This is a genomic window from Lentzea sp. NPDC051208, from assembly GCF_040682435.1.
GTDB classification, from domain to species: Bacteria; Actinomycetota; Actinomycetes; order Mycobacteriales; family Pseudonocardiaceae; genus Lentzea; species Lentzea kristufekii.
In genome coordinates this window covers 167,975-193,551 of sequence record NZ_JBFBAW010000011.1, presented here as the reverse complement: position 1 = coordinate 193,551, position 25,577 = coordinate 167,975, and the positions used below count along the sequence as shown (strand labels likewise).

Here is a 25,577-nt window from a genome sequence, read left to right as displayed (position 1 = left end):
TCGCGTCACGAACCCTAGTGAGCGGCGTCGTCCCAGGAACGACCCACGCCGACCGAGACCTCCAGCGGCACCTCGAGCTGGTAGGCGTTGCCCATCTGGTCGCGCACGAGGGCCTCGACGGCCTCGCGCTCGCCCTCGGCGACCTCCAGCACCAGTTCGTCGTGGACCTGCAGCAGCATCCGCGAGCGCAGGCCGGACGACTCCAGCGCGCGGTAGACGCCCAGCATGGCCACCTTGATGATGTCCGCGGCGCTGCCCTGGATCGGCGCGTTGAGGGCCATCCGCTCGGCCATCTCGCGACGCTGGCGGTTGTCCGACGTCAGGTCCGGCAGGTAGCGGCGGCGGCCGAGCACCGTCTCGGTGTAGCCGTCCTTGCGGGCCTTCTCCACGATCTCGTTGAGGTAGTCGCGCACGCCGCCGAAGCGGGAGAAGTACGCCTCCATCTGCTCACGGGCCTCTTCGGTCGGGATGCGCAACTGCTGCGACAGACCGAACACCGACAGGCCGTACGCGAGGCCGTACGACATCGCCTTGATGCGGCGGCGCATCTCCCCCGTCACCTCGGCGGTGGGGATCGAGAACGCCTGCGAGGCCACGTAGGTGTGCAGGTCCTCGCCGCTGTTGAACGCCGCGATCAGGCCCTCGTCGCGCGAGAGCGTCGCCATGATCCGCATCTCGATCTGGCTGTAGTCCGCGGTCATCAGCTCCGCGTAGCCCTCACCGACGACGAACGCCTGGCGGATGCGGCGGCCCTCGTCCGTGCGGATCGGGATGTTCTGCAGGTTCGGGTCCGTCGAGGACAGTCGGCCGGTGGCGGCGATCGTCTGGTGGAACGTCGTGTGGATGCGGCCGTCGTCGGCCACCGACTTCAGCAACCCGTCCACAGTGGACTTCAGGCGGGTGACGTCGCGGTGCGAGAGCAGGTGCTGCAGGAACGGGTGCTCGGTCTGCTCGAACAGGTTCTGCAGCGCGTCCGCGTCCGTGGTGTAGCCGGTCTTGGTCTTCTTCGTCTTCGGCATGTTCAGCTCGTCGAAGAGGACCGTCTGCAGCTGCTTCGGGCTGCCGAGGTTGATCTCCTTGCCGATGACCGAGTACGCGTCCTGCGCCGCCTGCTTCACACCGGCCGCGAAGTGCGCCTCCAGCTCCGAGAGGTGGTCGACGTCGATCGCGATGCCGACCGCCTCCACCTCGTCGAGCACGTTCATCAGCGGCAGTTCGAGGTTCGCGAGCAGGTCTGCGCCGCCGATGGTCACGAGTTCCTCGTCCAGGCGGTCGGCGAGCTCGGCGACGGCACGCGCGCGCAGGATCGTGCTGGTGGCGACCTTCTGCGCCTCCTCGGACTCGTCGGAGAGCAGCGACAGCTGACCGTCGCCGGACTCCTCGGCCCGCAGCTCGCGCTTGAGGTAGCGCAGCGCCAGGTCGTCGAGGGCGAACGAACGCTGGCCGGGACGCACCAGGTAGGCGGCCAGCGCCGTGTCGGAGGACAGGCCGCGCAGCTTCCACCCGCGGGCGCGCACGCGCCGCAACGGCAGCTTCAGGTCGTGGCCCGCCTTGGACACCGACTCGTCGGCCAGCCACGCGGCGAGCGCCTGCTCGTCGGCCTCGTTCAGCTCCTCGACGGCGACGTACCCGCCCTCACCGGTGGCGGTGCACAGCGCGACGCCCTCCAGGTCGGTGGTGATGCGCAGCGCGACACCGACCCGCGTCTTGCGGGCGTTCTCGTCCAGCCACGTCGCGAGCGTGCCCGCGGGGATCGCGCCGCCGGAGACCTCGAAGCCCTCCTCGGCCTCGGGCTCGGCGGTCGTCAGCGTCTGGAACAGACGGTCGCGCAGGACGCGGAACTCCAGCTCGTCGAACAGGCGGTGCACCGCGTCGCGGTCCCACTGCTGCACCTCGAGCCCGTCGATCGTGTACGGCAGCTCGACGTCCTTGATCAGCTCGGTGAGCTGGCGGTTCATGATGATGTTCGCCAGGTTGCCGCGCAGGGCCTCGCCGACCTTGCCCGGCACCTCGTCGACGCGGTCGACGAGCTCGTTGAGACCACCGAACTGGTTGAGCAGCTTGATGATCGTCTTGGGGCCGACGCCGGGGGTGTTCGGCAGGTTGTCCGAGGAGTCGCCGCGCACCGCCGCGTAGTCCGCGTACTGGTCCGGGCGCACGCCGTGCTTCTCCTCGACGTACGCCGGGGTGAAGCGGCCCATCTCCGAGACGCCCTTGACCGGGTACAGCACCGTGACCTTGTCGTTGACCAGCTGGAACGCGTCGCGGTCGCCGGTGACGATCTCCACCTCGACGCCCTGCGCCACGGCCTGCGTGGTCAGCGTCGCGATGATGTCGTCCGCCTCGTAGTTCTCCTTCTCCATGGTCGGGATGGCCAGCGTGGCCAGCACGTCCTTGATCAGGGAGACCTGGCTGCGGAACTCGTCCGGCGTCTTCGTGCGACCGGCCTTGTACTCGGGGTACTGCTCGGAGCGGAACGTCTTGCGCGACACGTCGAACGCCACCGCGACGTGCGTCGGCTTCTCGTCACGCAGGATGTTGATCAACATGGACGTGAACCCGTACACGGCGTTCGTGACCTGGCCCGTCTTCGTCACGAAGTTCTCGGCGGGCAGGGCGTAGAACGCTCGGTAGGCCATCGAGTGACCGTCGATGAGCAGGAGCCGCTTCACGTCTGAGGTAGTCACGGGCCCGAGTCTAGGGTGGGGGTCTGACAGTTTTGCTTGAGCCCTTGGAGCACGTGTGACCCCCGACCTGCCTATCGAGTTCGCCGACGAGCAACTGCACGTCCGCATGGGCATCGAAATCACCCAATGGGATGTGCAGGAGATGATCGGCACGATGCCGGTCAAGGGCAACCGGCAACCGTTCGGCCTGCTGCACGGCGGCGCGAACGCGGTCCTCGCCGAACAGCTGGGCTCCGTCGCCTCCGCGATGCACGCCTCGCAGTTCGACTGCATCGCCGTCGGGCTCGAGCTGTCCTGCACCCATCATCGAGCGGCGCGCGAGGGCACCGTCACCGGCGTGGCGCGCCCGATCCACCTGGGCCGCAGCACGACGACGTACGAGATCGTCGTGACCGACGACGAGGGCAAGCGCACCTGCACCGCCCGCCTCACGTGCCTCATCCGCCCGAAGCCTCCCGGCGCCTAGTACTGGGGTAAACCACACCCTTGTTGTGCGGTCAGCCCCAGTGTGCGACCAAGATCAGCGCGACATCGTTGGCCGCATGACCCTCACGACTCGACTGACAGCAGCAGTCCTGTGCGGCGCGGTGGTCGCGGCCTCGGTCCCGGCCACCGCCTCCGCCCGCCCGGCCCGCGGCAGCCTCCTCGACGTCGTCCCGGTGTCCACGATGGACACCAACCAGCTGGTCACATACCTGGGGGACCACGCCTTGGACGCCTCGCGCGTCCGCTTCGCCGTGGACGCGAAGCGCATCACCTACCGCACCGTCGACGCCTTCGGGAAACCGACGACGGCGAGCGCCCTGATCGCCCTGCCGCGCAACGGGGACCGAACGCCCCGGCAGGCCACCTGGCTGCACGGCACCACCGGCTACCGGGGCTCCGTGGCCTCGGTGGCGGACGGCAACGACAGAGCCGCCACCTACCTCTTCGCCGCCGCCGGCTACCTCACCACGGCTCCGGACTACCTGGGCCTGGGCACCGGACCCGGCCACCACCCGTACGTCGACGCCCCGTCGACCGTCACCGCCTCGGTGGACGCGCTGCGCGCCACCCGTGAGTTCGCCGCCCGCCGAGGCCTCCGCCCCGACCCGCGGGTCATGATCACCGGCCACTCGCAGGGAGGCCACGCCGCCATGGCGCTGGGGCGGGCCCTGCACCGCGGCGCCGACCCGCGCCTGGAGGTGGGCGCCCTCGCCCCCATCGGCGGCCCGTTCAAGCCGAGCCTGCTCGTGGCCAGGGCGATGAACGACGAGATCGCCAACGGCGTGGCGTACATGGCGTACTGGACCGTGGCCTGGAACCGCCTGCACCACCTCTACGAAGACCCCGCCGAGGCCTTCCGCGACCCCTCGGTCGAGGCGCTCTTCGACGGCGACCACCGCAACGAGGACATCTTCCGGCACCTGCCGGCGACCATGGCCGAACTGCTGACCGAGTCCTACCTGGAGCGCGTCAAGCACCCCACGGGCGTCCTGCGCGCGAAGCTCCGCGAGGCCGACGGCTACTGCGACTGGCGCCCCGCCGTCCCGGTGACGATCTACTCCTCGGCGGGCGACCGCGACACGCTGCTCGAGACCTCCGCCCACTGCGACCAGCGCCTGAAGCGGCACCACGCCCGCAGCACGCTCGTCGACCTGGGCGCCGACGTGAACCACGGCAGGGCCGCCAAGCTGGCCTTACCCCGGATCCTGGCCGACTTCGACCGCTCGTAGAACGAAAGCGGGGCGGAGGGAAAGTCCCTCCGCCCCGCTCCCCCAAGCCGAACCTCAGTGAGCCTCACCCAGGTACGCGTCGCGCACCCGCTGGTCGGCCAGGAGCGAGTGTCCCGGACCGTCCAAAGTGGTCCTGCCGAGGTCGATCACGTACCCGTGGTCCGACAACGCCAGCGCCGCCAGGGCGTTCTGCTCCACCAGAAGAATGGTGGTGCCCAGCGACTGCAGCTCCTTGATGGTGTCGAAGATCTTCTGCGTCATGATCGGCGAGAGACCCATCGAGGGCTCGTCGAGCATCAGCAGACGGGGCTTCGACATCATGGCGCGGCCGATGGCCAGCATCTGCTGCTCGCCACCGGAGAAGAGCCCCGCCTTGTTGTGACGGCGCTCCCCCAGCACGGGGAAGAGGTCGTACACGCGCTGCATGTCGGCCTGCACGCCGTCGTCCTTGCGGACGTAGGCGCCGAGATGCAGGTTCTCCTCCACGGTCATCCGCGGGAAGAGACGGCGGCCCTCCGGCGAGTGCGAGATGCCCATGCCCAGGATCGCGTGTGCCGGCTCGCTGTGGATCGGCTTGCCCTGGAACAGGATCTCGCCGGCCTTCGGCCGCAGCAGACCCGAGATGGTGCGCAGGGTCGTGGTCTTGCCCGCACCGTTCGAGCCGATCAGCGACACGATCTGGCCGGCCTCGACGGTGAACGAGATGTCGCGGACGGCCTCGATGGCGCCGTAGGCGACCGAGAGGTTGCGGACTTCGAGCAGCGCGTTCATGCCTGCTCCTCCTCAGCTGCAGCAGCGGCCTCGACGTCGTGCTGGACTTCCTCCGGCGGCTTGCCGAGGTAGGCCTCGACCACCCGCGGATCCGCCCGCACGACCTCGGGGCTGCCCTCGACGAGCAGTTCGCCCTGCACGAGCACGGAGACCGAGTCGCACAGCCCGAAGATGAACTTGATGTCGTGCTCGATGACCACGACGGACACACCCGTGTCGCGGATGCGGAAGATCAGCTGCTGCGTCGCTTCCGTCTCCTGCGGGTTCATACCCGCGGTGGGCTCGTCCAGCAGCAGCACCGCCGGGTCCGTCGCCAACGCGCGCGCGATCTCCAGACGGCGCTGGTCGCCGTACGGCAGGTTGCGCGACAGCTCGTCCTCGACGCCGTTCAGGCCGACGAACGCGAGCAGCTCCCGCGACCGCTCGCGGGCCGCCTTCTCGCCGCGCTGGTAGGCCGGGCCGTGGAACAGCGAGGCCAGCGGGCCCTGCTTCATCCGCACGTGCCGGCCGACCATGACGTTCTCCAGCACGGTCATGCTGGGGAACAGGCGGATGTTCTGGAACGTGCGGGCCACGCCCGCGTCCGTCACCTTCGCCGGGTCGCCGGGCAGGACGTTGCCCTTGAGCAGCACCTCGCCCGTGGTCGGCGTGTACAGACCCGTCAGGCAGTTGAAGAACGTCGTCTTCCCCGCGCCGTTCGGACCGATCAGGCCGACGATCTTGCCTTCTTCGAGCGTCAGTGTGACGCCCTTCAACGCCTTGAGGCCACCGAAGACCATCGAGACGTCACGCGCTTCCAGTACAGGCGTGCTCATGCCTTCTTCGCCTCCACATGCGCCTCTTCGGCGTTCTCATCAGCGCGCTCGACCATCTCAGCGCGCCTGTGCGCATCGGGGATCAGCCCCACCGGGCGGAACCGCATGATCAGGATCAGCGCGAGGCCGAAGATCATGAGGCGGTAGTCCTCGAAGTCGCGGAGCTTCTCGGGCAGCACGAACAGCAGCGCGGCACCGAGAACGGCACCGGGGATCGAGCCCATGCCGCCGAGGATGACCGCCGCGAGCAGCGTGACCGACTCGAGGAACTTGAACGACTCGTACGAGACGGTGCCGTTCTTGTGCGCGAACACCGCGCCCGCGAGACCCGCGAGCATGGCACCGATGAGGAACGCGAGGATCTTCATCTTGCCGGTGCGGATGCCCATCGCGCGGGCGGCGTCCTCGTCCTCGCGGATCGCGATCCAGGCACGGCCGATGCGGCTGAACTTGAGGTTCGCGAACACCGCCATCGTCGCCGCGACGAGCAGCACGATGAGGATGTAGTAGAGGACACCGGCGGGCAGCTTGACCGCGCCGATCGAGATCGACTTGTTGAACTCCGCGCCGAACAGCGACAGCGCCGGAACACCGGGGATCGCGTTGGAGCCGTTGGTGAAGCCACCGATGTCGTTCTGCGCGGAGCGGGTGAAGATCTCACCGAACGCCAGCGTCACGATCGCCAGGTAGTCACCGCGGACCCGCAGCGTCGGCGAACCGACGATCGCGCCGAAGATGCCGGCCACGACGGCCGCGATCACGGCGGCGACGGGGAACGGCAGGGCGAAGCCGAAGTACGCGGTGGCGGCACCGGAGAAGTTCGCCGCCACGAGGGCGCCGATACCCATGAACGCCACGTACCCGAGGTCGAGCAGACCCGCGAGGCCGACGACGATGTTCAGGCCGATCGCGGTGGCGGCGTAGATGCCGATGTTCGCCGCGACGGTCATCCAGTACTCGTTGCCCGCCTCGGTGAACGGCAGCAGCAGCGCGCACGCCGCCAGCACGATCACGCTGAACACGCGGTGCTTCTCGGACAGCGCCGAGAGCCAGCGGATGTAGCCGATGCCGCTGAGCGCACCGATCACACCGGCGGCGAACCCGAGGAACGACAGGAAGATCGCGCCCGCGTACGGGTTGGCGGAACCGACGCCACCGGTGGTCAGCATCGCGGCGACGGCGTAGAGCACCGCACCGAACGACAGCAGCAGCACCAGGTACGCGACCGGGGTGGAGACCTTGAACTTCCACTCGCCCACCGGCTCGATGCCGATGCCGTAGCCCGCGAGGATCGTCAGCACGCCGGCGACGAGGCCGACGACACCACCGAACGCGGTGGCACCGTCGAGGGCCGTGATGGCACCGAGGCCACCGCCCTTGACCGTGATGTACGCGGCGTTGATGAACGACACGAGGGTGAGGCCCCAGCCGAGCGCCCGGACGACGCGGCCCTTGGAGGGAACCGGTGCGAACGCGGCGACCAGGATGAGGACGCCCAGCAGCAGGACGTGCCAGCGGAACCCGGTGACGAGGAACGGGGCGTCGAAGAACTGCAGCGTCGACTTGTCCGGCCAGTTGCCGTCGTTGAGCGTGAACGTGACCCACGGCAGCAGCGCCGCGATGATGCCCAGGACGCCGCCGGCGGCCGCGAACGGCTTGCCGAGTGGTGCGAGCGCGGAACGCTTCGCAGAAGTGTCGACCGTACTCATGCGCGCACCCTTTCCGGCTCACCGAACAGACCCTGCGGGCGGAAGACGAGCACGAGGATCAGCACAACGAAGATCCACACGTAGTCGTACTGGGTACCGCCCGGCATGTACTGACCGGCAACGGTCTTGATCAGACCGATGATGAACGCGCCGATGACCGCGCCGCGGATGCTGCCGACGCCGCCCAGGACGGCCGCCGTGAAGGCGAAGATGCCGTTCTGGAAGCCCATGTCGATGTTGATGTTGTTCAGGTAACCGCCGAACATGATGCCCGCGACACCGGCGAGGACGGCGCCGATGATGAACGTCAGCACGATCACGCGGTCGGGGTTGACACCCATGAGCTTCGCGGTGTCGGGGTCCTGCGCGGTCGCCCGCATCGCGCGTCCCATGCGGGAGCGGTTGATGTAGGTCTGCAGGATGACGGCGAGGCCGACCGAGAGCACGACGAGCAGCACACCGGTCCACGAGATGTTGACCGAGCCGATCGTGAGGTTGCCCTCGGGGAAGACCTTCGGGTAGGGCAGGTTGGACTTGGCGTTCGGGTAGAAGACGCGCACGGCCTCCTGCAGGAACACGGACACGCCGAGCGCTGTGATGAGCGGCGCCAGCCGGGGCGCGTTGCGCAGCGGCCGGTAGGCGAACCGTTCCATGATCACGGCGACGACGACCGCCACCACGATGCCGCCGACGAACATGAGCGGCAGGGCCACGGCAGGCGACTTCTTGAGGTCGTCAGGAAGAAGCGTGAACGTGGCAAGGCCTCCGTACGAGGCCACCATGAAAACCTCGCCGTGGGCGAAGTTGATCAGCTGGATGATGCCGTACACCATCGTGTACCCGAGGGCGATCAGGGCGATCAACGCACCCTGAATGACCCCGTTGGCCAGCTGTTGGAGCAGGACTGACACGACTACCTCCGTAGACGGCGGGGGCGAGCAAAGAACGCCCGCCCCCGCCGTGGCTCAATCAGTTTTTCGGTAGTCGTCAGCCGGTGAAGGTGCCGGTCTGAACGTCCTTCCACTTGGCCGAGGTGACCTGGTAGACGGTCAGCACCTTGTTCGTGCTGTCGCCGTACTGGTCGAACTTGACCTCACCAGTGGCACCGGAACCGGAGTAGGCACCGACGTTGGTCAGCATGGCGTCACGCTTCGACTCGTCCCACGCGGCGCCACCCTCGAGGGTCTTGCCGAGGGCACCGATGATCGCGTTCGCGGCGTCGTAGGAGAACGCACCGTAGGCGGCGTAGTCCTCCTTGCCGAACTTCGCCTTGTACGCGTCGACGAAGGCCTTGGCCGTGGCCAGGGACTCGGTCGGGGCACCGACGGAGGTGGCGAGGTCGCCCTCCTTGCCGCCGAGCTCGATGTACTTGCCGTCGAAGATGCCGTCGCCGCCCATCAGCGGAACGTCGAGACCGGCGTCCTTCATCTGCTTGGACAGCGGGCCGGCGACCGGGTACTCACCGCCGTAGTAGACGGCCTCCGGGGCGAGGGCCTTGATCTTGGCGATGACGCCGGAGAAGTCGGTGTCCTTCTCGCCGACCTTCTCGGAGCCGACGATCGTGCCGCCCTTCTTGGCGACCTGCTTGGACAGCTCCGCCGCGAGGCCCTCACCGTAGGTCTTGCCGTCGGTGATGATGGCGATCTTCTTCTTGCCGGCCTTCTCGACGAGGTAGTTGGCCGCGTACGGCCCCTGCAGGTCGTCGGTGGTGCAGACGCGGAAGTAGTTGTCGAACTGACGCTTCGGGGCCGTCAGGAAGTCATTGCCCCTGGTCAGCGACGGGTTCGTGTTGGCGGGCGACACCTGGGGGATCTTCTTGTCCCGCAGGATGGGCTGCACGGTCTGGGCGACCGACGAGTTCAGCGTGCCGACGACACCCACGACGTTCGGGTCGGTCGACAGCTTCGTGGCGGCCTGGGCACCCTTGGCGGGGTTGGCCTCGTCGTCCTGGGCGGACACGGTCAGCTTGAAGCCCGGGACCGTGCACTTCTTGTTCGCCTCGTCCACGGCGAGCTCGGCGGACTGCTTGATGCCGACGCCGAGAGCGGACAGGTTCCCGGACAACGGGGCGACAACACCGACGGTCAGAGTGCCCTTCGACGTGTCGCAGCTGCCCCCGCTGGTGCCGCCGCCCTCGGTCTTGTTCGAGCCACAGGCTGCAAGAACAAGCAGCGAGGCGCCGACGATCGCTGCGGACTTCACAGAGTGCTTACGCACGTGATGTCCCTCCTATATTCCTGCTCCCGGCTACGCGAGATCTCCGCGCGCCGCTCCATCACCCTCTCCTGAGGGATGGCCGGAACCTAGGCGATGACTGTGACCGCAGTCATCAAAGCCAATGGGCTCGTGACCATAACGCAACTCGGCGTTATGTTTTACTTAAGCAATGTCACAGACCGTAGCTGTCGTTCACTCTTTGGACGGCTGCCATAGCGTGAACGTATGACTCCGCGTCGTCGGGTGATCATCGCGATCGGCGTCGTCGCGGTTCTGGTCGCTTCGGTGCTGGTTCTGCGCGCTACCGATGATGCCTCGAAGAAGCCCAGTTCAGGGGCAGTTCGCTTAACTAAGTACACAGCGGATTTCGTCGATGTTTCGGCTCCGCCCGCGAGGCCCGGCGCTCCGTCCACCGTTTGGAGCAGCGACGGACGAGTCCAATGGACTCCCGTGGAGGGCGCGGCCGGCTACGAGGTCTCCGGGAAGCTCGTCGCGTCGCCCGAGGTCGCGGGCTCCGGACGGCCCGAGGTGCGCGCCGTGGACGCCTTCGGCCAACGGTCGCCACCGGCCAGGGCCGAGGAACGCCCGAGCGACGACGGCTGGCGCCGGAAGATCAACGGCTGGATCGACGACTTCGACGACACGTACCTGGAACGCCGCTACCACCTGAGCGGGCGGCGGGGGTGCGTGAACCCCGGCTCGGGCTCGGGTGGCCGCCTGGTGCTCGACATGCCGTGCGGAAACGACACGGCCGTGTTGCGCGCACGGACGCTCCTGGGGTTGAACGAGTCCGGCGAACTGGGGCGCGTGGTCGTGGTGACGGACGCGGCAGGACCGCGCGGAAAGCTCGTGCTCGACCTCGTGCCCGGAACCCCCGATCGCCTCGGACCCATTCCTCCCGCCGATGCGATTCGCGTGGTGCTGGACGACCTCGTGGCTCCCGGAACGCGCGGAGCAGGCGTTCTGCATCGATTCGAAGCGGTGCTGACAGATAACGATGTGCGCGTTGTGCAAGATGGCGTCCAGATCGCGACGGTGCCGGTCACGCCGAAGTGGCGCGAGGCGACCGTGTTGATCAGCGTGACCCCGCCGCCCGGCTATCCCGGACGTGTGGAGATCGACGCCGTGGGCATCACCGGATCGCGTGGCCCGATGGACGAGGTGATCGAGACACCGCTGGTACCGGGGACGTTGCGCGTGCTCGAACCCGACGAGGAGGCGCCGGGCATCGGCATAGCGCGCGCACCGTTGCGTGCCGCCCGTTCAGCGCGATTGCGGACGACGGTGCGGTTCGGCGACGGCGGCGACCCGAACGGCCTGGTCGCGCAGCTCGGACCGGCGAAGCTGCCGTTGCGTCCGGCGGTGAGCGGCTGGTCGGCCGCGCAGGACAGCGAGTTGACGCTGGTCGGGGACGTGCCCGCCGAGCTGCTCGGCGAGGCGGGAACGGACGCGCTGACGCCGTTCGTGCTGCGGATGCCCGGCGCGTCGCAGGCCCAGGTGCTGGAGAGCTACCTGGAGGTGCCGGGGCGGTCGCCGGTGAAGCTGGAGCTCGCCCCGGGAGAGCCGCCGCCCGTTTTGCCCGTCATGACCGCTGAGTTCGCCGCTACGGGCCCGAACGACGCGACGCTGGTGATCACCCTAGACGCATCCTCCGCACGCTCTGTGGCGCCGATAGCGGGCTTCGAGGTGTACGTGGACAGCTCTCTCGCGGCGACCGTGCCGATGCCCGGCGGCATAGGTGGAACACACGAGCTGCGGTTCTCACTGAAGGGCACCCACAACGTCGAAGTCCGCCTGCGTCCCGAGGATCCGGGACGGCAGACGGACTCCGTACTGCTCGAACTCAGACGCTGATCAGCCGAAGTTCTCGATGACGGCCTCTGCGACGGCCTTCATCGTCGTGCGGCGGTCCATGGCGGTGCGCTGCACCCAGCGGAACGCCTCCGGCTCGCTCAGACCCTGCTTGGTCATGAGAATGCCCTTGGCCCGCTCCACGACCTTGCGGGTCTCCAGGCGCTCGGTGAGCCCGGCGACCTCCTGCTCCAGCGCGGCCAGCTCGTTGAACCGGCTCATCGCCAGCTCGATCGCGGGCACGAGGTCCCGCTTGGCGAACGGCTTGACCAGGTAGGCCATGGCGCCCGCGTCGCGGGCGCGCTCGACCAGGTCGCGCTGGCTGAACGCGGTGAGGATCACGACCGGCGCGATCCGATTGCCCGCGATGTGCTGCGCCGCCTCGATCCCGTCGACCTTGGGCATCTTGACGTCCAGGATCACCAGGTCGGGGTCGAGTTCGGTCGCGAGCTTGATGGCCTCTTCACCATCTGCGGCCTCGCCCGCCACGTCGTAGCCCTCTTCGCGCAACATCTCCACGAGGTCGAGGCGGATCAACGCCTCGTCCTCGGCGACGAGCACGCGGGGGGCCTTGCGCGTGGCATCGGACTGGGCCTCGGCAGCCTGCTGGGTCACCGGGGTCCTCCTGACGATCGTTCCTGCGGGCGAAAGCGCAGTCTACCGGCGGCCGGGCCGCTGATCGGGCTGACCAGCCGTGACGGCAGACACGAACTCCTCAGGCCACGGATAGGACCGCATGCCCTCCTCGACGTCCTCGGCCGGCGCGTCGATGCGGCGCACCGTGATGTCGCGGTTGGTCCCGAAGTCCGGGTGGCCGAGCTTCTGCCGGATCTCGCCCTCGGCCGGACCACCGGCCCACTCGACGAACCAGGCCCCGCCCATCGGGAGTGCTCGCAACCAGCTGGCGTCATGCCACAGGTGTACCCGGCGCAGTAGAGCGCTCCCAGTGGCCGATTCCGCGATCTCGTCGTCGTTGCCGCCGCCGTCGGTGTACTCGACGCCGCGGTGCTCGTGCATCCAGCGCACGTAACGCATGCCGAGGTCCCACGCCTGCTCGTCGACGCCGGCCAGCACGACGCCGGCGTCACCGATGGTCAGCTCGGACGACCTGCGGTACTGCCGGTGCTCGAGGCCGGCGACGCCCATGCCGAAGCCGCCCTCGGTGCGGGGCAGGAGTTCGAACAGCAGCGGGCCGAGAGCCCTGTCGCTGAGGTGCAGCCGAAGGGTCTCCCCCGGTTCCACCGTCCGGAACGCGTGGGCGGGCCTGATGATGCTCGCGGGCGGCATCAGCTGGAGCATGCTCGCGGCGGCGCACCCCGCGAGCAGGACTTTGGCCTCCAGCGCGCGCTGGGCCTCGGTGGTGGCGTCGGGCAGCACCGAATCCCCGTCGCGGACGGCCGGGACCGCCTGGGACAGGTTCTCGCCCGTGTAGATGCGGCGCAGATCGGCGAGCTGGTCCGTGGTGGACAGACGTGCCATGACAGCAGTCCTCGTTTCCGCCGCCCGGCTCGGCCGACAAGGACGCATGTGTCACGCGTCTACGTGGTCAGTTCGCTTCAGCGAGCAGGAGTTGCTGAACACTGCGGCGGAGAGTGCCGCTCACTGCCGGGGAGCGGCTCCAGCCTCACGTCTGCTCGGACGCCGTCCACCACGGTACCGGACCGGAGCACCTCATTTTCCGCTCTAGTCGGCGCCCACGATGAGCTTGTACCTCACGTCGACGTTGTCGCCTTCCGCCGACCCGCGGATCACGAGCTCGTGCTCACCGGACGCCGGCGCGGGGATCCACGCGTAGAGACCACAGCCGACGGAGTTGATCCGCCCGGCCGAGGTGCCGTACGGGTTGCCCGCGCGGGCTTCGTAGGTGAACGGCGTGGCGGACACCTTCGTCAGTGCCTGCGTCGAGCCGTCCAGCAGCACCTCGCCCTGCGCGCTCTTCATGAACTTCTCGCAGGAGGCGACGTCGCTCGCGAGGTTCACGACCGGCACGAGCAACGGCTTGTCGGCGGGGACCCGGCACTGCCGCTCGACCGGCTCTTCACCGAGCGACCCGGCGAGCAGCCAGACCTCGACGGGCTGGTCCCGCATGCAGAAACGCCCGGAGGTGTCGGACATCGGGTTGGTGCCCGAGGGTTGGGAGGCCCATGTCCACCAGCGCGCCTGGAAGTCGGCCGGCGCCAGCTTGTCCGAAGTGGACGAGGGAGAGGTGGGGGGTTGTGCCGCCATTTGCGCGTTTCCGCCACAGCCGGCGAGCAGTAAAACCAAGAACAGCAGGACAATCCTCACTGGTTCTCGCGTCCCTTGCGTCGTTGTTCCTCCGCGCGCTCACGGCAGCGGCGCAGGAACTCCTGATCGTCGTCAGCATCGGTGGCCGCGACCCGTCCCGGCCGGTCGTACTCGGGAAAAGCGGGAGTACCTCGTTCGTGCGTTCCGAATCTCGCGCGTCCGGTCCCCACCACCGGACGGCCCGCGACGAACCACGCGATCGAACCCACCAACGGGAACAGCAGGACCAGGAGGAGCCACATCATCTTCGGCAGATTGCGAACCGAGCCCTCGTCGGTCGTGATCACGTCCACGACAGCGAAGATCAACAGTCCTATCATCAGCACTCCGAACAGCCCACCGAAGTACAGCATCTCCACCCCCAGGTCGCGCGGTCGCCGCACATGGTGGCACAAGGGGCCACTGCCTGAACACAGTTCAGTTGTCAATCATCTCGAGGTCAATTCACGAGGCCGTGAATCCACCGAAACAATAGCCGCGACAACACCGGAAATGCCGTCCGGTGGCGCGAGGGCCGTACCAGACCGAACCTCGCGTGCACCACGTCCCGTTGGGCCGTCAGGTCCACCGGCACTGACGGCCGAGCCGCCCAGCCAAATCGCCCTTCAGGACGAAAAGGCGCGGTAGCGCAGTTGAAATCGGCACGTCTCCGCACCGGCCCGAATTGCGTTTCACCGGAATCGAGCGAGGTTTCCCGGACCGGAACGTTCACACCGTCCCAGTTGGACTGGAGTTCGTGAGGGGAGCTGACGCTGAGCACCAGACCTGCTGCGCACCCGTTGCCGCGGCAGTAAGCGAGCCTTAGCGTCGGGCGCATGCCGAAGGGTGCCGAGAGCTTGCTGGCTGTGCTGGCCGCGCACGACGTCGAGGTGGTCTTCGGACTGCCCGGTGTGCACAACCTCGTCATCTGGGAGGCACTGCGGAAGCACCCTGACATCCGCATGATCGGTGTGCGCCACGAGCAGACGGCGGTCTACGCCGCAGACGGCTACGCACGCGCCACCGGCAAGCTCGGTGTGGCGGTGGTGACGACCGGCCCCGGCGCGGCGAACACCCTGGGCGCCACGGGCGAGGCGTGGGCGTCCGGCAGCCCGCTCCTCGTGATCGCCACGGACATCCCCTCGACGCTCCGGCGGCCCGGCGTGTACCGCGGCGTGCTGCACGAGACGCGCGACCAGAAGGCCATGTTCGCGCCGGTCACGAAGGCGTCGTTCGACGTGCCGTCCGCCCAGGATCTCGGCGCGTACGCCGACAAAGCGGTCCAGCAGGCCACGCGAAGCCCGCACGGCCCTGTGTACCTGGGCGTCCCGACGGACTTCCTGTCCGCCGACGCCCCGCACCACACCGTGACGAAGGTCGAGCCGACCCACGCGGTCGTGGACCTCACCAAAGCCGAAAAGCTCATCGCCGAGTCTTCGAGGCCCTTGATCTGGGCCGGCGGCGGTGCGGCACGGTCAGGTGCGGGAGCAGCCATCGGTGCGTTGGCCGCCAAGCTGCAGGCACCCATCATCACGACGTACGGCGCCCGCGGCCTGACGGACAGCCCTTACGTCGTGCGAGGTCCAGTGCACGCACCGCCCGTCGGAAAGCTGTGGGACGACGCCGACCTCGTGATCGCGATCGGCACCGACTTCGACGGCATGATGACCCAGAACTGGTTGCAGCCGAAGCCGCGCACCCTGCTCGCCGTCAACGTCGACAAGGCCGAGGCGACCAAGAACTACCCGGCCGACGTCACGCTCGAAGGCGACGCCGCCACCGTCACCACCGCCCTCGCCGCACGAGTGACGGCCAAGCCAGCCTCCGTCGACGTCGAAGCCGTCAACGCAGAGGTGCGCGCACTGGCCGAAGCCGACTCCCCCGAAGCCACGAAGCTGTTGCAGGCGTTGGAAGACACCGACGCCACGATCGTCGCCGACATGTGCATCCCCGGCTACTGGATCGGCGGCTTCCACCACGTCACCAGACCGCGTGGCCTCGCCTACCCGGTCGGCTGGGGCACGCTCGGCTTCGGTTTCCCGGCGGCCATCGGCGCGGCCGTCGAACACCGCACCATCGCGGTCGTCGGCGACGGAGGCTTTCTCTTCGCGTGCGGCGACCTCGCGACGTTGAAGCAAGAAGGCCTGCCGCTCACCATCGTGCTCGTCGACGACGGCGGCTACGGCATGCTCCGTTACGACCAGCAGATCGCGAACCACGCCATCAGCGGCGTCGACCTGACCCGCCCGGACTTCGCCAAGCTCGCCGAGAGCTTCGGCATCCCCGCCGTCACCCTCGACGGCTTCGACGACCTCAAGTCCGCCCTAGCCGACGCCGAGGGCCCCACCATGATCGTGGTGAACGCGAGCCTCAAGCCCCCGATCAACACCTCCCCGCGCTGGTACCGCAAAAGCACCTCCTGATCAGGGACGCGCTGGGTACCGTCCGTCCATGGGACGTGGGCTGGGGATCGTGCTCGCCGTGCAGGCGGTGGTGCTGACCGCGTTGTCCGGCCGCTACGGCTTCCACCGCGACGAGCTCTACTTCATCGCGGTGGGCAAACGCCTCGACTGGGGCTACGTGGACCAGCCTCCGATCACCCCGGTCCTCACCCGCCTCACGACGGAGGTGTTCGGGGAGACCCCGGTCGGCCTCCGCGTGATGGCCACGCTCCTGGCCCTGGCCATCACGGTCGTGGTCGCCCTGATCGCGCGGGAACTGGGCGGCGGCTCGGTCTTCGCGGCGGCCGCCTCGGCGACGTCGACGTTCGTCCTGGCCGTGAGCCACATGCTCTCCACCGCCACCGTCGACCTGCTGGTCTGGGTGCTCATCGGCTACTTCGCGATCAAGCTCCTGAAGACCGGCGACGGCCGCTGGTGGCTGGCCCTCGGCGCAACGGCCGGCGTGGGCTTGGCCAACAAGTGGTTGCTGCTCCTGCTGCTGACAGCCATGACGATCGCCCTGCTCACCGTGGGCCCGCGCAACGTCCTGCGCACCTGGTGGCTCCTCGCCGGGCTAGCGGCGTGCGCGGTGCTCGCCGCCCCTGCCGTCATCTGGCAGGCACTGCACGACTTCCCGTTGCTCACCGTCGCCCAGGGCATCAGCGAGGACGACGGCACCGAGAACCGCATCATGTTCATCCCCATGCAGATCGTGCTGCTCTCACCACTCCTGGTACCGGTGTGGCTGATCGGCTTCCGGAACCTGTGGCGCGACAGGACCTTCCGCTCGATCGCACTCGCCTACCCGATCCTCTGCGCCCTGTGCCTGATCACCGGAGGCAAGCCCTACTACGCCGTCCCGCTGCTCCTGGTGCTGATGGCGACAGGAGCACGCCAAGCCCAGGAGTGGCTGTCGCGCCGCAGGACCACCGGCAGCGTCCTGGTCGCCCTGAGCGTCGTGCCGGCTTTGCTGGGCTCGTTGCCGATCCTGCCGCCCAGCGCACTGGCCCCGGTCATCACCATCAATCCCGAACAGGGCGAACAGGTCGGCTGGCGCGAGCTGGCCCTGACCGTCCAGGAGGCGTTCTTCGCGAACGACCACCCGACCGTCATCACCCGCAACTACGGCCAGGCCGGCGCGATCGAGGCCTACACCGGGGTGCGCGTCTGGTCCGGGCACATGTCCTTCTACGACTGGGGACCGCCTCCGCCCGGCCGCGGGAAGGTGCTCCTGGTCGGGTTCCGCGAGCCGCCGTTCGACGACTGCAAGGTCGTCGCCCGGCACCACAACCCGGCGGAGAACGAAGAAGACGGCACGGAGATAAAGCTGTGCACGGCATCAACGGAACCGTGGGAAACCCTCTGGCCAAAACTCCGCCAGTACTACTGAAACAACACCGGCCACTTAGGACGTTGGACCACTTCCAACACGCACCCCTCTTCGGCTGAATTCAGCCGAATCTGTTGGAATCACACGATCTGTGGCCCTAGCTTCATTTCATGCCAAAGAGAGACTCCACGGTACGAGGACGTGAGTTCGGCGCGGGCATACGCGCGGCCATCGACAAAGCGGGCCTGACCGGACGCGGCGCCTCGCAACTCGCCGGCTGGGACCCCGCCAAGCTGTCCGACCTGATGAACGGCAAGGGCGGCGTCAGCGAACACGACCTCATCCGGTTGCTGGGCGTCTGCCGCACCCCGCTGGACGAGTCCGACCACCTGCTGACGATGTACCGCGAGGCCGACCGCTCGGGCTGGCTCCAGGTGCACGGCGAACGCCAGCCGATCTTGCCTCGCACGATCGGCGAGCACGAGGCGGTGGCCACAGAACTCCTCTGCTGGAGCATGAATCTGATCCCCGGCGCGCTGCAGCTTCCCGACTACATGCGGGCGTTGATCGAGGGTAATCCGAACTCACCGTCCGAAGAAGCCGACTCACGTGTGACCGCACGCTCCGTGCGACAACAGGTGTTGATCCAGCGCCGCTGCGCGATGACCTTCTACATCCACGAGCAGGCGCTCCTACTGCCTGTTGGCGGACCGGACGTGATGTCCGATCAACTGGACCACCTCATGACCATGAGCAAGCGTCTGTACATCACTTGCCGAATAGTGCCCATCTCGGCCGGCGCACACGCGGGACAGGCTGGCTCCTTCACGCTGATGAGGTTCGACAAGCTCGATCCAGTCATCTTCATCGACGCCGAGAACCACGGTGTGTTCCTGGACGACAAAGCCTCCGCCAAGGCGTACACGAACATCCTGAAGGCGCTCGATCGAACGGCACTGGATGCGGAACAATCCAGGGAGTTGATCGAACGCATCGCCTTGTGAGGAGCCTGCCAGATGACTGAATGGCGGAAGAGCAGCTACAGCGCCAACGGCACGGACTGCGTGGAGGTCGGCCACAGCGTTGGGCTGCGGGACAGCAAGGCTCCTGCCTCCCGCATCGCGATCGGAGCGGAGGCCTGGTCCGCGTTCCTCACGGCCACGAAGGCTGACAAACTCGCCCGGTGACCCGAACCTGGCCCGAGAAGCGCGCCGCTGACGAAAGCGCGCTCGCCTGGGAGTTCCTCGACTTCCTCCGCAAAACCGCCGTGCTGAAGGTCGACGGCCTGACCCGCGACCAGGCCGCAGCGGCCCCGATCGCCACGTCCCCGAAGCTGACGGCGCTCGGCGTGCTCAAGCACCTGACGGCCGTCGAGCGGTACTGGTTGTGCATCGCGGGTGCCGGCCTCGATCTGCCGTCGCTCTGGAAGGGCGACCCGGACCCGTCCTGGAACCTCGAAGACGACGACACCCCGGCGTCGCTCATCCAGGCCTACCGCGAGGAATGGGCGAACGCCGAGGCGCTGAAGAAGCTGCCCCCTGACGCCACGGCCGCGGACGGCGAACGCACCGTGCGGTGGATCCTCGCCCACGTGGCGCAGGAAACCGCGCGCCACGTGGGCCATCTGGACCTTCTCCGCGAACTCGCCGACGGGCAGACCGGCGAGTAGAGATCAGTCGGTGCGGGCCCGGCGGGCCCGCCACCAGTCACGCAGTTCGCTGAACGCGATGCCGATGAGCAACAGCACGAACTGCCCCACGAACCACGCGAACGCCAGCCAGAAGGTGGTCCGCAACCACAGCACCAAGCTCGACAACAACCAAAAACCCATCAAGATCACGAAGACCAGCACACGCTCCATGAAGAACTTCTTGAAGCGTTCAACAGCATCCATCGCATCCCCCAAGTCCGGCCGCGGCCGGGCCGGGCCGCATTTCTCCTTCACGGCTGGTGCAGGTGACCGGCCACGGCGTTCCGGCACACTTCCTGGAGTGCGTGCACCGCGTCGCGCAGCAACGGATTGGTGTTCGCCGTGCGGTGGACGACGTGCACGTGCCTGCGCAAAGGCTTGTGGCGCAACGGCATCGCGTGCGTGCCGGGCAGCTCCCTGTACCCGAGCGCGGGCACGAGTGCGACACCCACACCGGCCGCCACGAGCGACTGCACGACCTCGTAGTCGTTGCTCCTGAAAGCGATTCTGGGAGCGTAGCCCGCCGCCGCGCACAGGCGCGTGAGGCAGGTGGCACCGGAGGTGCCGTCGCGTGACGCGATCCAGCGCTCGTCCTTGAGATCTTCGAGTTTGACGTTGTTCTTCGCGGCCTGGTGCCCGGCAGGCACCATGACCAGGAGGGACTCGTCCAGCAACGGCAGCACGGTCAGCTCCTCCGGCCACGTGCGCGGCACGAGGTCGTACGCGTAGACCAGCGCGAGGTCGAGCTCGCCGGACAGCACTAGCGGCAGCACGTCGTCCGGCTCCGCCTCGTCCAGGCGGATCTCGGCGCCTGGCAGCTCCGCCTGCAGCTTCGCCAGCGCCTTCGGCACGACCCGCGCGCTCGCCGTGGGGAACGTGCCGATCCGCAGGCGCCCGCGCAGGCCCTGCACCATCGCCTTCACCTCGTGCTCGAACCCGTCGAACGCGGCGAGCAACTCGCCACCGCGATCGGCGATCAGCAGGGCGGCGGCGGCAGGCCTGATCGAGTGCGCCTCACGTTCGAAGAGCGCCACGCCGACCGCCCGCTCGAACGCCGAGATCTGCTGCGACACGGCCGACGACGTGTAGCCGAGACGGCGGGCCGCCTCGGCGAAGGAACCCGTCTTCACGACCTCGACGAGCGTGCGGAGATGAACCGGGTTGAGCACCAGGCCAGCTTATGCTCGACGTCGCGAGATCTCGTTCTGCGACCTCTGGCGCATCCACCGCGCACCTACCAGGGTGAATGCATGCCCTACATCTCCACGAACCCGTCGAACACCTCCGACGTGGTCGCCGAGATCGAGCTCGGGACCAGCCGCGACTTCGTCGACGCCGCTCAGCGGGCCAAGGCCGCCCAGCGCGCGTGGGCACGCGTACCCGCGCCCGTGCGCGGCCAGGTCATCGGCAACATCGGCCGCCTCGTCGAGGCGAACTTCGAACCCCTTTCCCAGCTCGTGACCCGCGAGATCGGCAAGCCGATCGCGGAGGCCCGCGGCGAGGTGCAGGAGATCGTCGACACCGCGAACTTGTTCCTCGGCGAGGGCAGGCGCCTCTACGGGCAGACGGTCCCCTCGGAGATGGCGGACAAGCAGCTCTTCACGTTCCGCAACCCGGTCGGCGTCGCGGCCATCATCACCGCCGGCAACTTCCCGGTCGCCGTACCGTCCTGGTACATCATCCCGGCACTGCTGTGCGGCAACTCGGTCGTCTGGAAGCCCGCCGAGTACTCCGCCGCGTCGGCCCAGGCCTTCTACGACGTGTTCCAGGCCGCCGGCATCCCGGACGGCGTGTTCGAGATCGTCTTTGCCGAGGGCTCGGAGACTTACTCCGGACTCGAACAGTCGCTGCAGCGAGGTCTCGTCGACAAGGTCGGCTTCACCGGGTCCAGCGAGGTCGGTGTGCGCATCGGCGAACTGTGCGGACGCCACCTCCAGACGCCGTGCCTGGAACTCGGCGGCAAGAACCCGATGGTCGTCACCGAGGACGCGGACCTCGACCTGGCCGTGCAGGGCGCGTTGTTCGCCGGCTTCGGTTCCGCGGGCCAGCGCTGCACCTCGCTCGGCACGGCGATCGTGCACGAGTCGGTGTACGACGAGTTCCTGACCCGGTTCGTCGACGCCGTCGCCACTGCCACCGTGGGCGACCCGACCGGTGACGTCCTCTATGGACCGTTGCTGGACGAGAAGTTCGCGCTGGCGTACGAGAAGTACCTCGGCTGGATCGGCGAGCACCACACGGTGCACGGCCCGACCGGCCGCATCTCGGCCACCAGTCCTCGCAACGGCTTCACTGGTGAGAACGGCTTCTTCTACCACCCCGCAATCGTTTCCGGTGTGCGCGACGACGACGAACTGTTCCTGCAGGAGACGTTCGGCCCGCTCGTCGGCGTCATGAGGTACTCGGACCTGGACGAGGCGATCGAGCTCGGCAACAAGCCGGGCTACGGCCTCTCCTGCTCGATCTACACCACGGACCCGAACAAGGCCTTCCGGTTCCGCGCCGGCATCTCCGCCGGAATGGTCAGCGTCAACAACTCGACGTCCGGGGCCGAGGCGCACCTGCCGTTCGGCGGCAACGGCAAGAGCGGCAACGGCTCCCGGCAGTCGGGCGTGTGGGTGCTCGACCAGTTCACCCGCTGGCAGTCCATGAACTGGGACTACTCCGGGAAGCTGCAGAAGGCGCAGATGGACACTCTCGCGATCGAGGCGAACCTTGACTTCCGCCTCGCCTGAGCTGCCCGCTCAAGCAGAGGTCGTCGTCATCGGCGGCGGGGTGATGGGCACATCCATCGCCTTCCACCTCGCCGAGGCAGGAGTCCGGGACGTCGTGGTCGTGGAGAGGGATGACCTGGGGTCCGGCTCCACCTGCAAGGCAGCGGGTGGAGTGCGCGCCCAGTTCTCCGACGAACTGAACATCAGGCTCGGAGCTCGATCCATCGAACTGTTCCAGCGCTTTCCGCAGCGCCCCGGGCAGGAGATCGATCTGCACCAGGTCGGCTACCTGTTCCTCCTTTCCTCTCGGGAACACGTCACGGCGTTCGAGCGCAACGTCGATCTCCAGAACTCCCTCGGCGTGCGCAGTCGCATGCTGACTGTCGAGGAGGCCCGGCGGATCTCGCCGCTGATCGAAACGGACGGCCTGCTCGCGGCGACCTTCTCGCCCGACGACGGACACTGCACGCCTGAGTCCGTCGTACTGGGCTACGCCACCGCGGCCCGCCGATCCGGTGTCCGCTTCCACACCAGAACAACCGTGAGATCGATCGTAGGGACGGGGTCCGACAGTTTTCGCGTCGAAACCGACCGCGGGGCGGTTTCGGCGGCGACTCTGGTCTGCGCGGCGGGCGCCTGGTCCCGGGAGATCGGCGAGATGGTGGGCGTTGACCTGCCCGTTTCTCCCCTGCGACGGCAGATCATGTTCACCGAGCCCATGCCGGAGCTACACGATCGGGTGACTCCCTTCACCATCGACTTCGGCAGCACCTTCTACTTCCACCGCGAGGGCCAGGGGCTGCTGTTCGGCATGTCCGATCCCGACGAGACACCGGGTTTCAAGCTGGACATGTCCGACGCGTGGCTGCCACGCCTCACCGAGGCGATCGGCAGGCGTGCGCCGAGACTGCTGGACGTGGGCGTGCGCGACGGGTGGGCCGGGCTGTACGAGGTGACGCCGGACCACAACGCGCTGATCGGTTCGGTGGGCAGGTTCTTCTACGCCACGGGCTTTTCCGGACACGGGTTCCTGCAGGGGCCCGCGGTCGGCGAGGTCGTGCGCGACCTCGTGCTCGGCCGCGAGCCCTTCGTCGACGTGTCCAGTTTGGACGCCTCCAGGTTCGCCGCCGACCAGGCACGGCCGGAACTCAACTGCGTGTGAGGAATGTGATGGACGTTCTCGAGCTCATGGACGAGTGGGGGCCGGAGAAGGTCGTCTGCGTGTCCGACCGGCGCACCGGCATGAAAGGTGTGCTCGTCATCGACAACACCGCGCGCGGCATGGGCAAGGGCGGCACGCGGATGAGCCCGCACGTGACGGTCGCGGAGATCGCCCGCCTCGCGCGCGTGATGACGTGGAAGTGGGCCGGCGTCGACCTGTTCTTCGGTGGTGCGAAGGCGGGGATCGTGTTCGATCCTTCTTCTCCTCACAAGGAAGCGGCGCTGCGGGCGTTCGCGCGCAAGCTCTCCAACGAGGTGCCGCGCGAGTACGTGCTCGGCCTCGACATGGGCCTCACGGAACGGGACGCCGCGATCGTCCAGGACGAACTGTCGGACCGCGGCGCTATGATGGGCGCACCGGCTCAACTCGGTGGTCTTCCGTACGACGAGCTGGGCGTCACCGGGTACGGCGTGGCCGAGGTGGCGGACGAGTTGGTGGTGCTGCGCGGCACACGCGTGGCGATCCAGGGTTTCGGCGCGGTAGGTGCCGCGGCGGCGAAGCGGTTCGCTGAGCTCGGCGCTGTCGTCGTCGCCGTGTCGTCGGTGCACGGGGCGCTGGTGGACCCCGGCGGCCTGGACGTCGCACGACTGCTGGAGCTGCGAGGCGAGTTCGGTGACCTCGCGGTGAAGGAGTACGGCGCCGTCCGCGCGCTCGGTGCCGAGCTCCGGGTGCCGTGCGACGTGCTGGTGCCGGCGGCCCTGCAGGACGTGATCGACGCGGAACTCGCGGGTGAGCTCGACACCACCCTGGTGGTCGAGGGCGCGAACCTGCCGACTTCCGCTGCGGCGCAGGAGGTTCTGGCGGCGCGCGGGATCACGGTCGTGCCGGACTTCATCGCGAACGCCGGCGGCGTGGTCGCGGCGGCGTTCGGGATGGACGCGCGGTACTCGCCGTTCCCGGTGAATCCCGCGACGGTGCTGGAGGCCGTGTCCTCGAAGCTGAGGGCGAACGCGGCGAACATCATCGCCGAGGCGCGAAGTCGTGGCACCACTACACATGTGGCGGCGCGCGAGCTGGCGCAGGAACGCGTGCTGGCCGCGATGACGCTGCGGGGGCGGGTCGCATGAGCTCTCTCGAGGGCGTGGTGATCGCGGACTTCAGCCGGGTGCTGGCGGCGCCGTACGCGACGATGGTGCTGGGCGACCTCGGTGCCGAGGTGGTCAAGGTCGAGCAGCCCGGCAGGGGCGACGAGACCCGCGCGTGGGGTCCGCCGCACTACGAGGACGAGGCGACGTACTTCCTGTCCGTCAACAGGAACAAGACGTCGGTGCAGATCGACCTGTCGACCGAGGCGGGCCGGGAGCAGGCGCGCGAGCTGATCGCGCGGGCGGACGTCGTGGTCGAGAACTTCAAGCCGGGCACGATGAAGAAGTTCGGGCTCGACTACGAGTCGCTCGGGCGGGACGACCTGGTCTACTGCTCGATCTCGGGGTTCGGTTCGGGCAAGGGCGCGGACCTGCCCGGCTACGACCTGCTCGTGCAGGCCGTGGGCGGGTTGATGAGCGTGACCGGGCCTGGCCCGTACGAGCCGGTGAAGACCGGTGTGGCGCTGGTCGACGTGCTGACCGGGTTGCACGCGTGCGTCGGCATCCTGGCGGCCTTGCGGCACCGGGAGGCGACGGGGCTGGGCCAGCTCGTCGAGCTCGACCTGCTGACGGTGTTGTTGTCGAGCATGGTGAACCAGAGCGCGGGCTTCACCCTGGCCGGGTCGGTGCCGAAGCCGATGGGCAACCGGCATCCGTCGATCGCGCCGTACGAAGTGTTCCCGACGGCCGACCAGCCGATCGTGCTCGCGGTGGGCAACGACCGGCAGTTCCGCCGGCTGTGCTCGGTGCTGGACGTGCCCGAGCTGGCGACGGACCCGCGGTTCGTCACCAACTCCGACCGGGTGGAGAACGTGGACGAGCTGTTCGAGGTGCTCGCGGCGAGGCTGCGGGCGCGCCCGGCGCAGCACTGGTTCGAGACGCTGACACCACTGGGTGTCCCGTGTGGTCCCGTCAACGATGTCGCGCGCGCGTTCGCGCTGGCGGAGTCGCTGGATCTCGGCCCCACCGCGACGATCGACGGCATGACGCTGGTCGCGAACCCCATCCGCCTGTCGCGCACGCCGGTGACCTACCGGCTGCGCCCGCCGAAACTGGAGCAGTGAC

General features: G+C 68.1%; 24 protein-coding genes. 12 read left to right on the top strand and 12 right to left on the bottom strand.

Annotated elements, in window-relative coordinates:
- Positions 1 to 14: 14 nt before the first annotated feature.
- Positions 15 to 2,687, bottom strand: a complete 2,673-nt coding sequence (polA, locus tag AB0M48_RS26675) for a DNA polymerase I (RefSeq protein WP_363846889.1) — start codon at positions 2,685 to 2,687, stop codon at positions 15 to 17.
- Positions 2,688 to 2,793: 106 nt separating this feature from the next.
- On the opposite strand from polA, the gene AB0M48_RS26670 reads away from it, so the two are divergent.
- Together AB0M48_RS26670 and AB0M48_RS26665 are read left to right on the top strand one after the other, a co-directional pair.
- Complete coding sequence (locus tag AB0M48_RS26670; protein WP_266041867.1) at positions 2,794 to 3,153, top strand: hotdog fold thioesterase; 360 nt, start codon at positions 2,794 to 2,796, stop codon at positions 3,151 to 3,153.
- Positions 3,154 to 3,229: 76 nt separating this feature from the next.
- Positions 3,230 to 4,402: a lipase family protein gene (locus AB0M48_RS26665; RefSeq protein WP_363846887.1), complete on the top strand. Its 1,173-nt coding sequence runs from the start codon at positions 3,230 to 3,232 to the stop codon at positions 4,400 to 4,402.
- A 54-nt stretch (positions 4,403 to 4,456) separates the two neighbouring features.
- On the opposite strand, the gene AB0M48_RS26660 is transcribed toward AB0M48_RS26665, so the two are convergent.
- The 5 genes from AB0M48_RS26660 to AB0M48_RS26640 all read right to left on the bottom strand — a co-directional run bounded on the left by AB0M48_RS26660 (position 4,457) and on the right by AB0M48_RS26640 (position 9,914).
- Complete coding sequence (locus AB0M48_RS26660) at positions 4,457 to 5,173, bottom strand: ABC transporter ATP-binding protein (protein WP_363846885.1); 717 nt, start codon at positions 5,171 to 5,173, stop codon at positions 4,457 to 4,459.
- Positions 5,170 to 5,988, bottom strand: a complete 819-nt coding sequence (locus AB0M48_RS26655) for an ABC transporter ATP-binding protein (RefSeq protein ID WP_266041734.1) — start codon at positions 5,986 to 5,988, stop codon at positions 5,170 to 5,172. Before AB0M48_RS26655 ends, AB0M48_RS26660 begins: the two co-directional genes overlap by 4 nt.
- Complete coding sequence (locus AB0M48_RS26650; protein ID WP_363846883.1) at positions 5,985 to 7,697, bottom strand: hypothetical protein; 1,713 nt, start codon at positions 7,695 to 7,697, stop codon at positions 5,985 to 5,987. Before AB0M48_RS26650 ends, AB0M48_RS26655 begins: the two co-directional genes overlap by 4 nt.
- Positions 7,694 to 8,608 (bottom strand): branched-chain amino acid ABC transporter permease, encoded by a 915-nt coding sequence (locus AB0M48_RS26645; RefSeq protein ID WP_319982093.1) that lies wholly within the window; start codon positions 8,606 to 8,608, stop codon positions 7,694 to 7,696. The genes AB0M48_RS26650 and AB0M48_RS26645 overlap by 4 nt, the downstream gene beginning before the upstream one ends.
- Before the next feature lie 76 nt (positions 8,609 to 8,684).
- Entirely contained in the window at positions 8,685 to 9,914 is a 1,230-nt protein-coding gene (locus AB0M48_RS26640) for a branched-chain amino acid ABC transporter substrate-binding protein (protein WP_363846880.1), read from the bottom strand.
- 450 nt (positions 9,915 to 10,364) lie between these two features.
- Between AB0M48_RS26640 and AB0M48_RS26635 the strand changes: the two genes are divergently transcribed.
- Positions 10,365 to 11,768, top strand: coding sequence for a hypothetical protein (locus tag AB0M48_RS26635; protein WP_363846878.1), 1,404 nt, complete (start codon positions 10,365 to 10,367; stop codon positions 11,766 to 11,768).
- On the opposite strand, the gene AB0M48_RS26630 is transcribed toward AB0M48_RS26635, so the two are convergent.
- The 4 genes from AB0M48_RS26630 to AB0M48_RS26615 all read right to left on the bottom strand — a co-directional run bounded on the left by AB0M48_RS26630 (position 11,769) and on the right by AB0M48_RS26615 (position 14,404).
- A complete protein-coding gene (locus AB0M48_RS26630) occupies positions 11,769 to 12,380 on the bottom strand; it encodes a response regulator (RefSeq protein WP_266041729.1) in 612 nt (203 codons plus the stop codon).
- A 42-nt stretch (positions 12,381 to 12,422) separates the two neighbouring features.
- Positions 12,423 to 13,244: a hypothetical protein gene (locus AB0M48_RS26625; protein WP_363846876.1), complete on the bottom strand. Its 822-nt coding sequence runs from the start codon at positions 13,242 to 13,244 to the stop codon at positions 12,423 to 12,425.
- Between the two features lie 204 nt (positions 13,245 to 13,448).
- Entirely contained in the window at positions 13,449 to 13,991 is a 543-nt protein-coding gene (locus AB0M48_RS26620) for a hypothetical protein (protein WP_363846874.1), read from the bottom strand.
- A 56-nt stretch (positions 13,992 to 14,047) separates the two neighbouring features.
- On the bottom strand, positions 14,048 to 14,404 hold the full coding sequence (locus tag AB0M48_RS26615; RefSeq protein WP_363846872.1) for a PLDc N-terminal domain-containing protein: 357 nt from the start codon (positions 14,402 to 14,404) through the stop codon (positions 14,048 to 14,050).
- Between the two features lie 462 nt (positions 14,405 to 14,866).
- On the opposite strand from AB0M48_RS26615, the gene AB0M48_RS26610 reads away from it, so the two are divergent.
- From AB0M48_RS26610 to AB0M48_RS26590, 5 genes are all read left to right on the top strand, one after another.
- Positions 14,867 to 16,453, top strand: coding sequence for a thiamine pyrophosphate-binding protein (locus AB0M48_RS26610; RefSeq protein ID WP_363846870.1), 1,587 nt, complete (start codon positions 14,867 to 14,869; stop codon positions 16,451 to 16,453).
- Positions 16,454 to 16,481: 28 nt separating this feature from the next.
- Entirely contained in the window at positions 16,482 to 17,861 is a 1,380-nt protein-coding gene (locus AB0M48_RS26605) for a glycosyltransferase family 39 protein (RefSeq protein WP_363846868.1), read from the top strand.
- Between the two features lie 110 nt (positions 17,862 to 17,971).
- A complete protein-coding gene (locus AB0M48_RS26600; RefSeq protein ID WP_363846866.1) occupies positions 17,972 to 18,805 on the top strand; it encodes a helix-turn-helix transcriptional regulator in 834 nt (277 codons plus the stop codon).
- A gap of 12 nt (positions 18,806 to 18,817) precedes the next feature.
- Complete coding sequence (locus AB0M48_RS26595) at positions 18,818 to 18,988, top strand: DUF397 domain-containing protein (RefSeq protein ID WP_363846864.1); 171 nt, start codon at positions 18,818 to 18,820, stop codon at positions 18,986 to 18,988.
- A complete protein-coding gene (locus AB0M48_RS26590) occupies positions 18,985 to 19,470 on the top strand; it encodes a DinB family protein (protein ID WP_363846862.1) in 486 nt (161 codons plus the stop codon). Before AB0M48_RS26595 ends, AB0M48_RS26590 begins: the two co-directional genes overlap by 4 nt.
- Positions 19,471 to 19,473: 3 nt before the next feature.
- Here AB0M48_RS26590 and AB0M48_RS26585 read toward each other — a convergent pair whose 3' ends face one another.
- Together AB0M48_RS26585 and AB0M48_RS26580 are read right to left on the bottom strand one after the other, a co-directional pair.
- Complete coding sequence (locus AB0M48_RS26585) at positions 19,474 to 19,662, bottom strand: hypothetical protein (RefSeq protein WP_363846860.1); 189 nt, start codon at positions 19,660 to 19,662, stop codon at positions 19,474 to 19,476.
- Between the two features lie 80 nt (positions 19,663 to 19,742).
- The gene (locus AB0M48_RS26580) at positions 19,743 to 20,660 is read right to left on the bottom strand and encodes a LysR family transcriptional regulator (protein WP_363846858.1); all 918 of its coding nucleotides are present in this window, start codon (positions 20,658 to 20,660) and stop codon (positions 19,743 to 19,745) included.
- Between the two features lie 81 nt (positions 20,661 to 20,741).
- On the opposite strand from AB0M48_RS26580, the gene AB0M48_RS26575 reads away from it, so the two are divergent.
- The 4 genes from AB0M48_RS26575 to AB0M48_RS26560 are packed head-to-tail and all read left to right on the top strand — an operon-like array spanning position 20,742 to position 25,576.
- Positions 20,742 to 22,226, top strand: a complete 1,485-nt coding sequence (locus tag AB0M48_RS26575) for an aldehyde dehydrogenase family protein (RefSeq protein WP_363846856.1) — start codon at positions 20,742 to 20,744, stop codon at positions 22,224 to 22,226.
- Complete coding sequence (locus AB0M48_RS26570) at positions 22,207 to 23,367, top strand: FAD-binding oxidoreductase (protein ID WP_363846855.1); 1,161 nt, start codon at positions 22,207 to 22,209, stop codon at positions 23,365 to 23,367. Before AB0M48_RS26575 ends, AB0M48_RS26570 begins: the two co-directional genes overlap by 20 nt.
- A gap of 8 nt (positions 23,368 to 23,375) precedes the next feature.
- Positions 23,376 to 24,494, top strand: a complete 1,119-nt coding sequence (locus AB0M48_RS26565) for a Glu/Leu/Phe/Val dehydrogenase dimerization domain-containing protein (protein WP_363846853.1) — start codon at positions 23,376 to 23,378, stop codon at positions 24,492 to 24,494.
- The gene (locus AB0M48_RS26560) at positions 24,491 to 25,576 is read left to right on the top strand and encodes a CoA transferase (protein WP_363846851.1); all 1,086 of its coding nucleotides are present in this window, start codon (positions 24,491 to 24,493) and stop codon (positions 25,574 to 25,576) included. The genes AB0M48_RS26565 and AB0M48_RS26560 overlap by 4 nt, the downstream gene beginning before the upstream one ends.
- Position 25,577 lies beyond the last annotated feature (1 nt).

Bases quoted from the DNA above. Each gene is read 5' to 3' on its own strand.
- AB0M48_RS26600 (WP_363846866.1), top strand. From the start codon at position 17,972: ATGCCAAAGAGAGACTCCACGGTACGAGGACGTGAGTTCGGCGCGGGC.
- AB0M48_RS26610 (WP_363846870.1), top strand. From the start codon at position 14,867: ATGCCGAAGGGTGCCGAGAGCTTGCTGGCTGTGCTGGCCGCGCACGAC.
- AB0M48_RS26560 (WP_363846851.1), top strand. From the start codon at position 24,491: ATGAGCTCTCTCGAGGGCGTGGTGATCGCGGACTTCAGCCGGGTGCTG.
- AB0M48_RS26670 (WP_266041867.1), top strand. From the start codon at position 2,794: ATGGGCATCGAAATCACCCAATGGGATGTGCAGGAGATGATCGGCACG.
- AB0M48_RS26565 (WP_363846853.1), top strand. From the start codon at position 23,376: ATGGACGTTCTCGAGCTCATGGACGAGTGGGGGCCGGAGAAGGTCGTC.
- AB0M48_RS26575 (WP_363846856.1), top strand. From the start codon at position 20,742: ATGCCCTACATCTCCACGAACCCGTCGAACACCTCCGACGTGGTCGCC.
- AB0M48_RS26620 (WP_363846874.1), bottom strand. From the start codon at position 13,991: ATGGCGGCACAACCCCCCACCTCTCCCTCGTCCACTTCGGACAAGCTG.
- AB0M48_RS26605 (WP_363846868.1), top strand. From the start codon at position 16,482: ATGGGACGTGGGCTGGGGATCGTGCTCGCCGTGCAGGCGGTGGTGCTG.
- AB0M48_RS26595 (WP_363846864.1), top strand. From the start codon at position 18,818: ATGACTGAATGGCGGAAGAGCAGCTACAGCGCCAACGGCACGGACTGC.
- AB0M48_RS26625 (WP_363846876.1), bottom strand. From the start codon at position 13,244: ATGGCACGTCTGTCCACCACGGACCAGCTCGCCGATCTGCGCCGCATC.
- AB0M48_RS26660 (WP_363846885.1), bottom strand. From the start codon at position 5,173: ATGAACGCGCTGCTCGAAGTCCGCAACCTCTCGGTCGCCTACGGCGCC.
- AB0M48_RS26585 (WP_363846860.1), bottom strand. From the start codon at position 19,662: ATGGAGCGTGTGCTGGTCTTCGTGATCTTGATGGGTTTTTGGTTGTTG.
- AB0M48_RS26655 (WP_266041734.1), bottom strand. From the start codon at position 5,988: ATGAGCACGCCTGTACTGGAAGCGCGTGACGTCTCGATGGTCTTCGGT.
- AB0M48_RS26615 (WP_363846872.1), bottom strand. From the start codon at position 14,404: ATGCTGTACTTCGGTGGGCTGTTCGGAGTGCTGATGATAGGACTGTTG.
- AB0M48_RS26665 (WP_363846887.1), top strand. From the start codon at position 3,230: ATGACCCTCACGACTCGACTGACAGCAGCAGTCCTGTGCGGCGCGGTG.
- AB0M48_RS26650 (WP_363846883.1), bottom strand. From the start codon at position 7,697: ATGAGTACGGTCGACACTTCTGCGAAGCGTTCCGCGCTCGCACCACTC.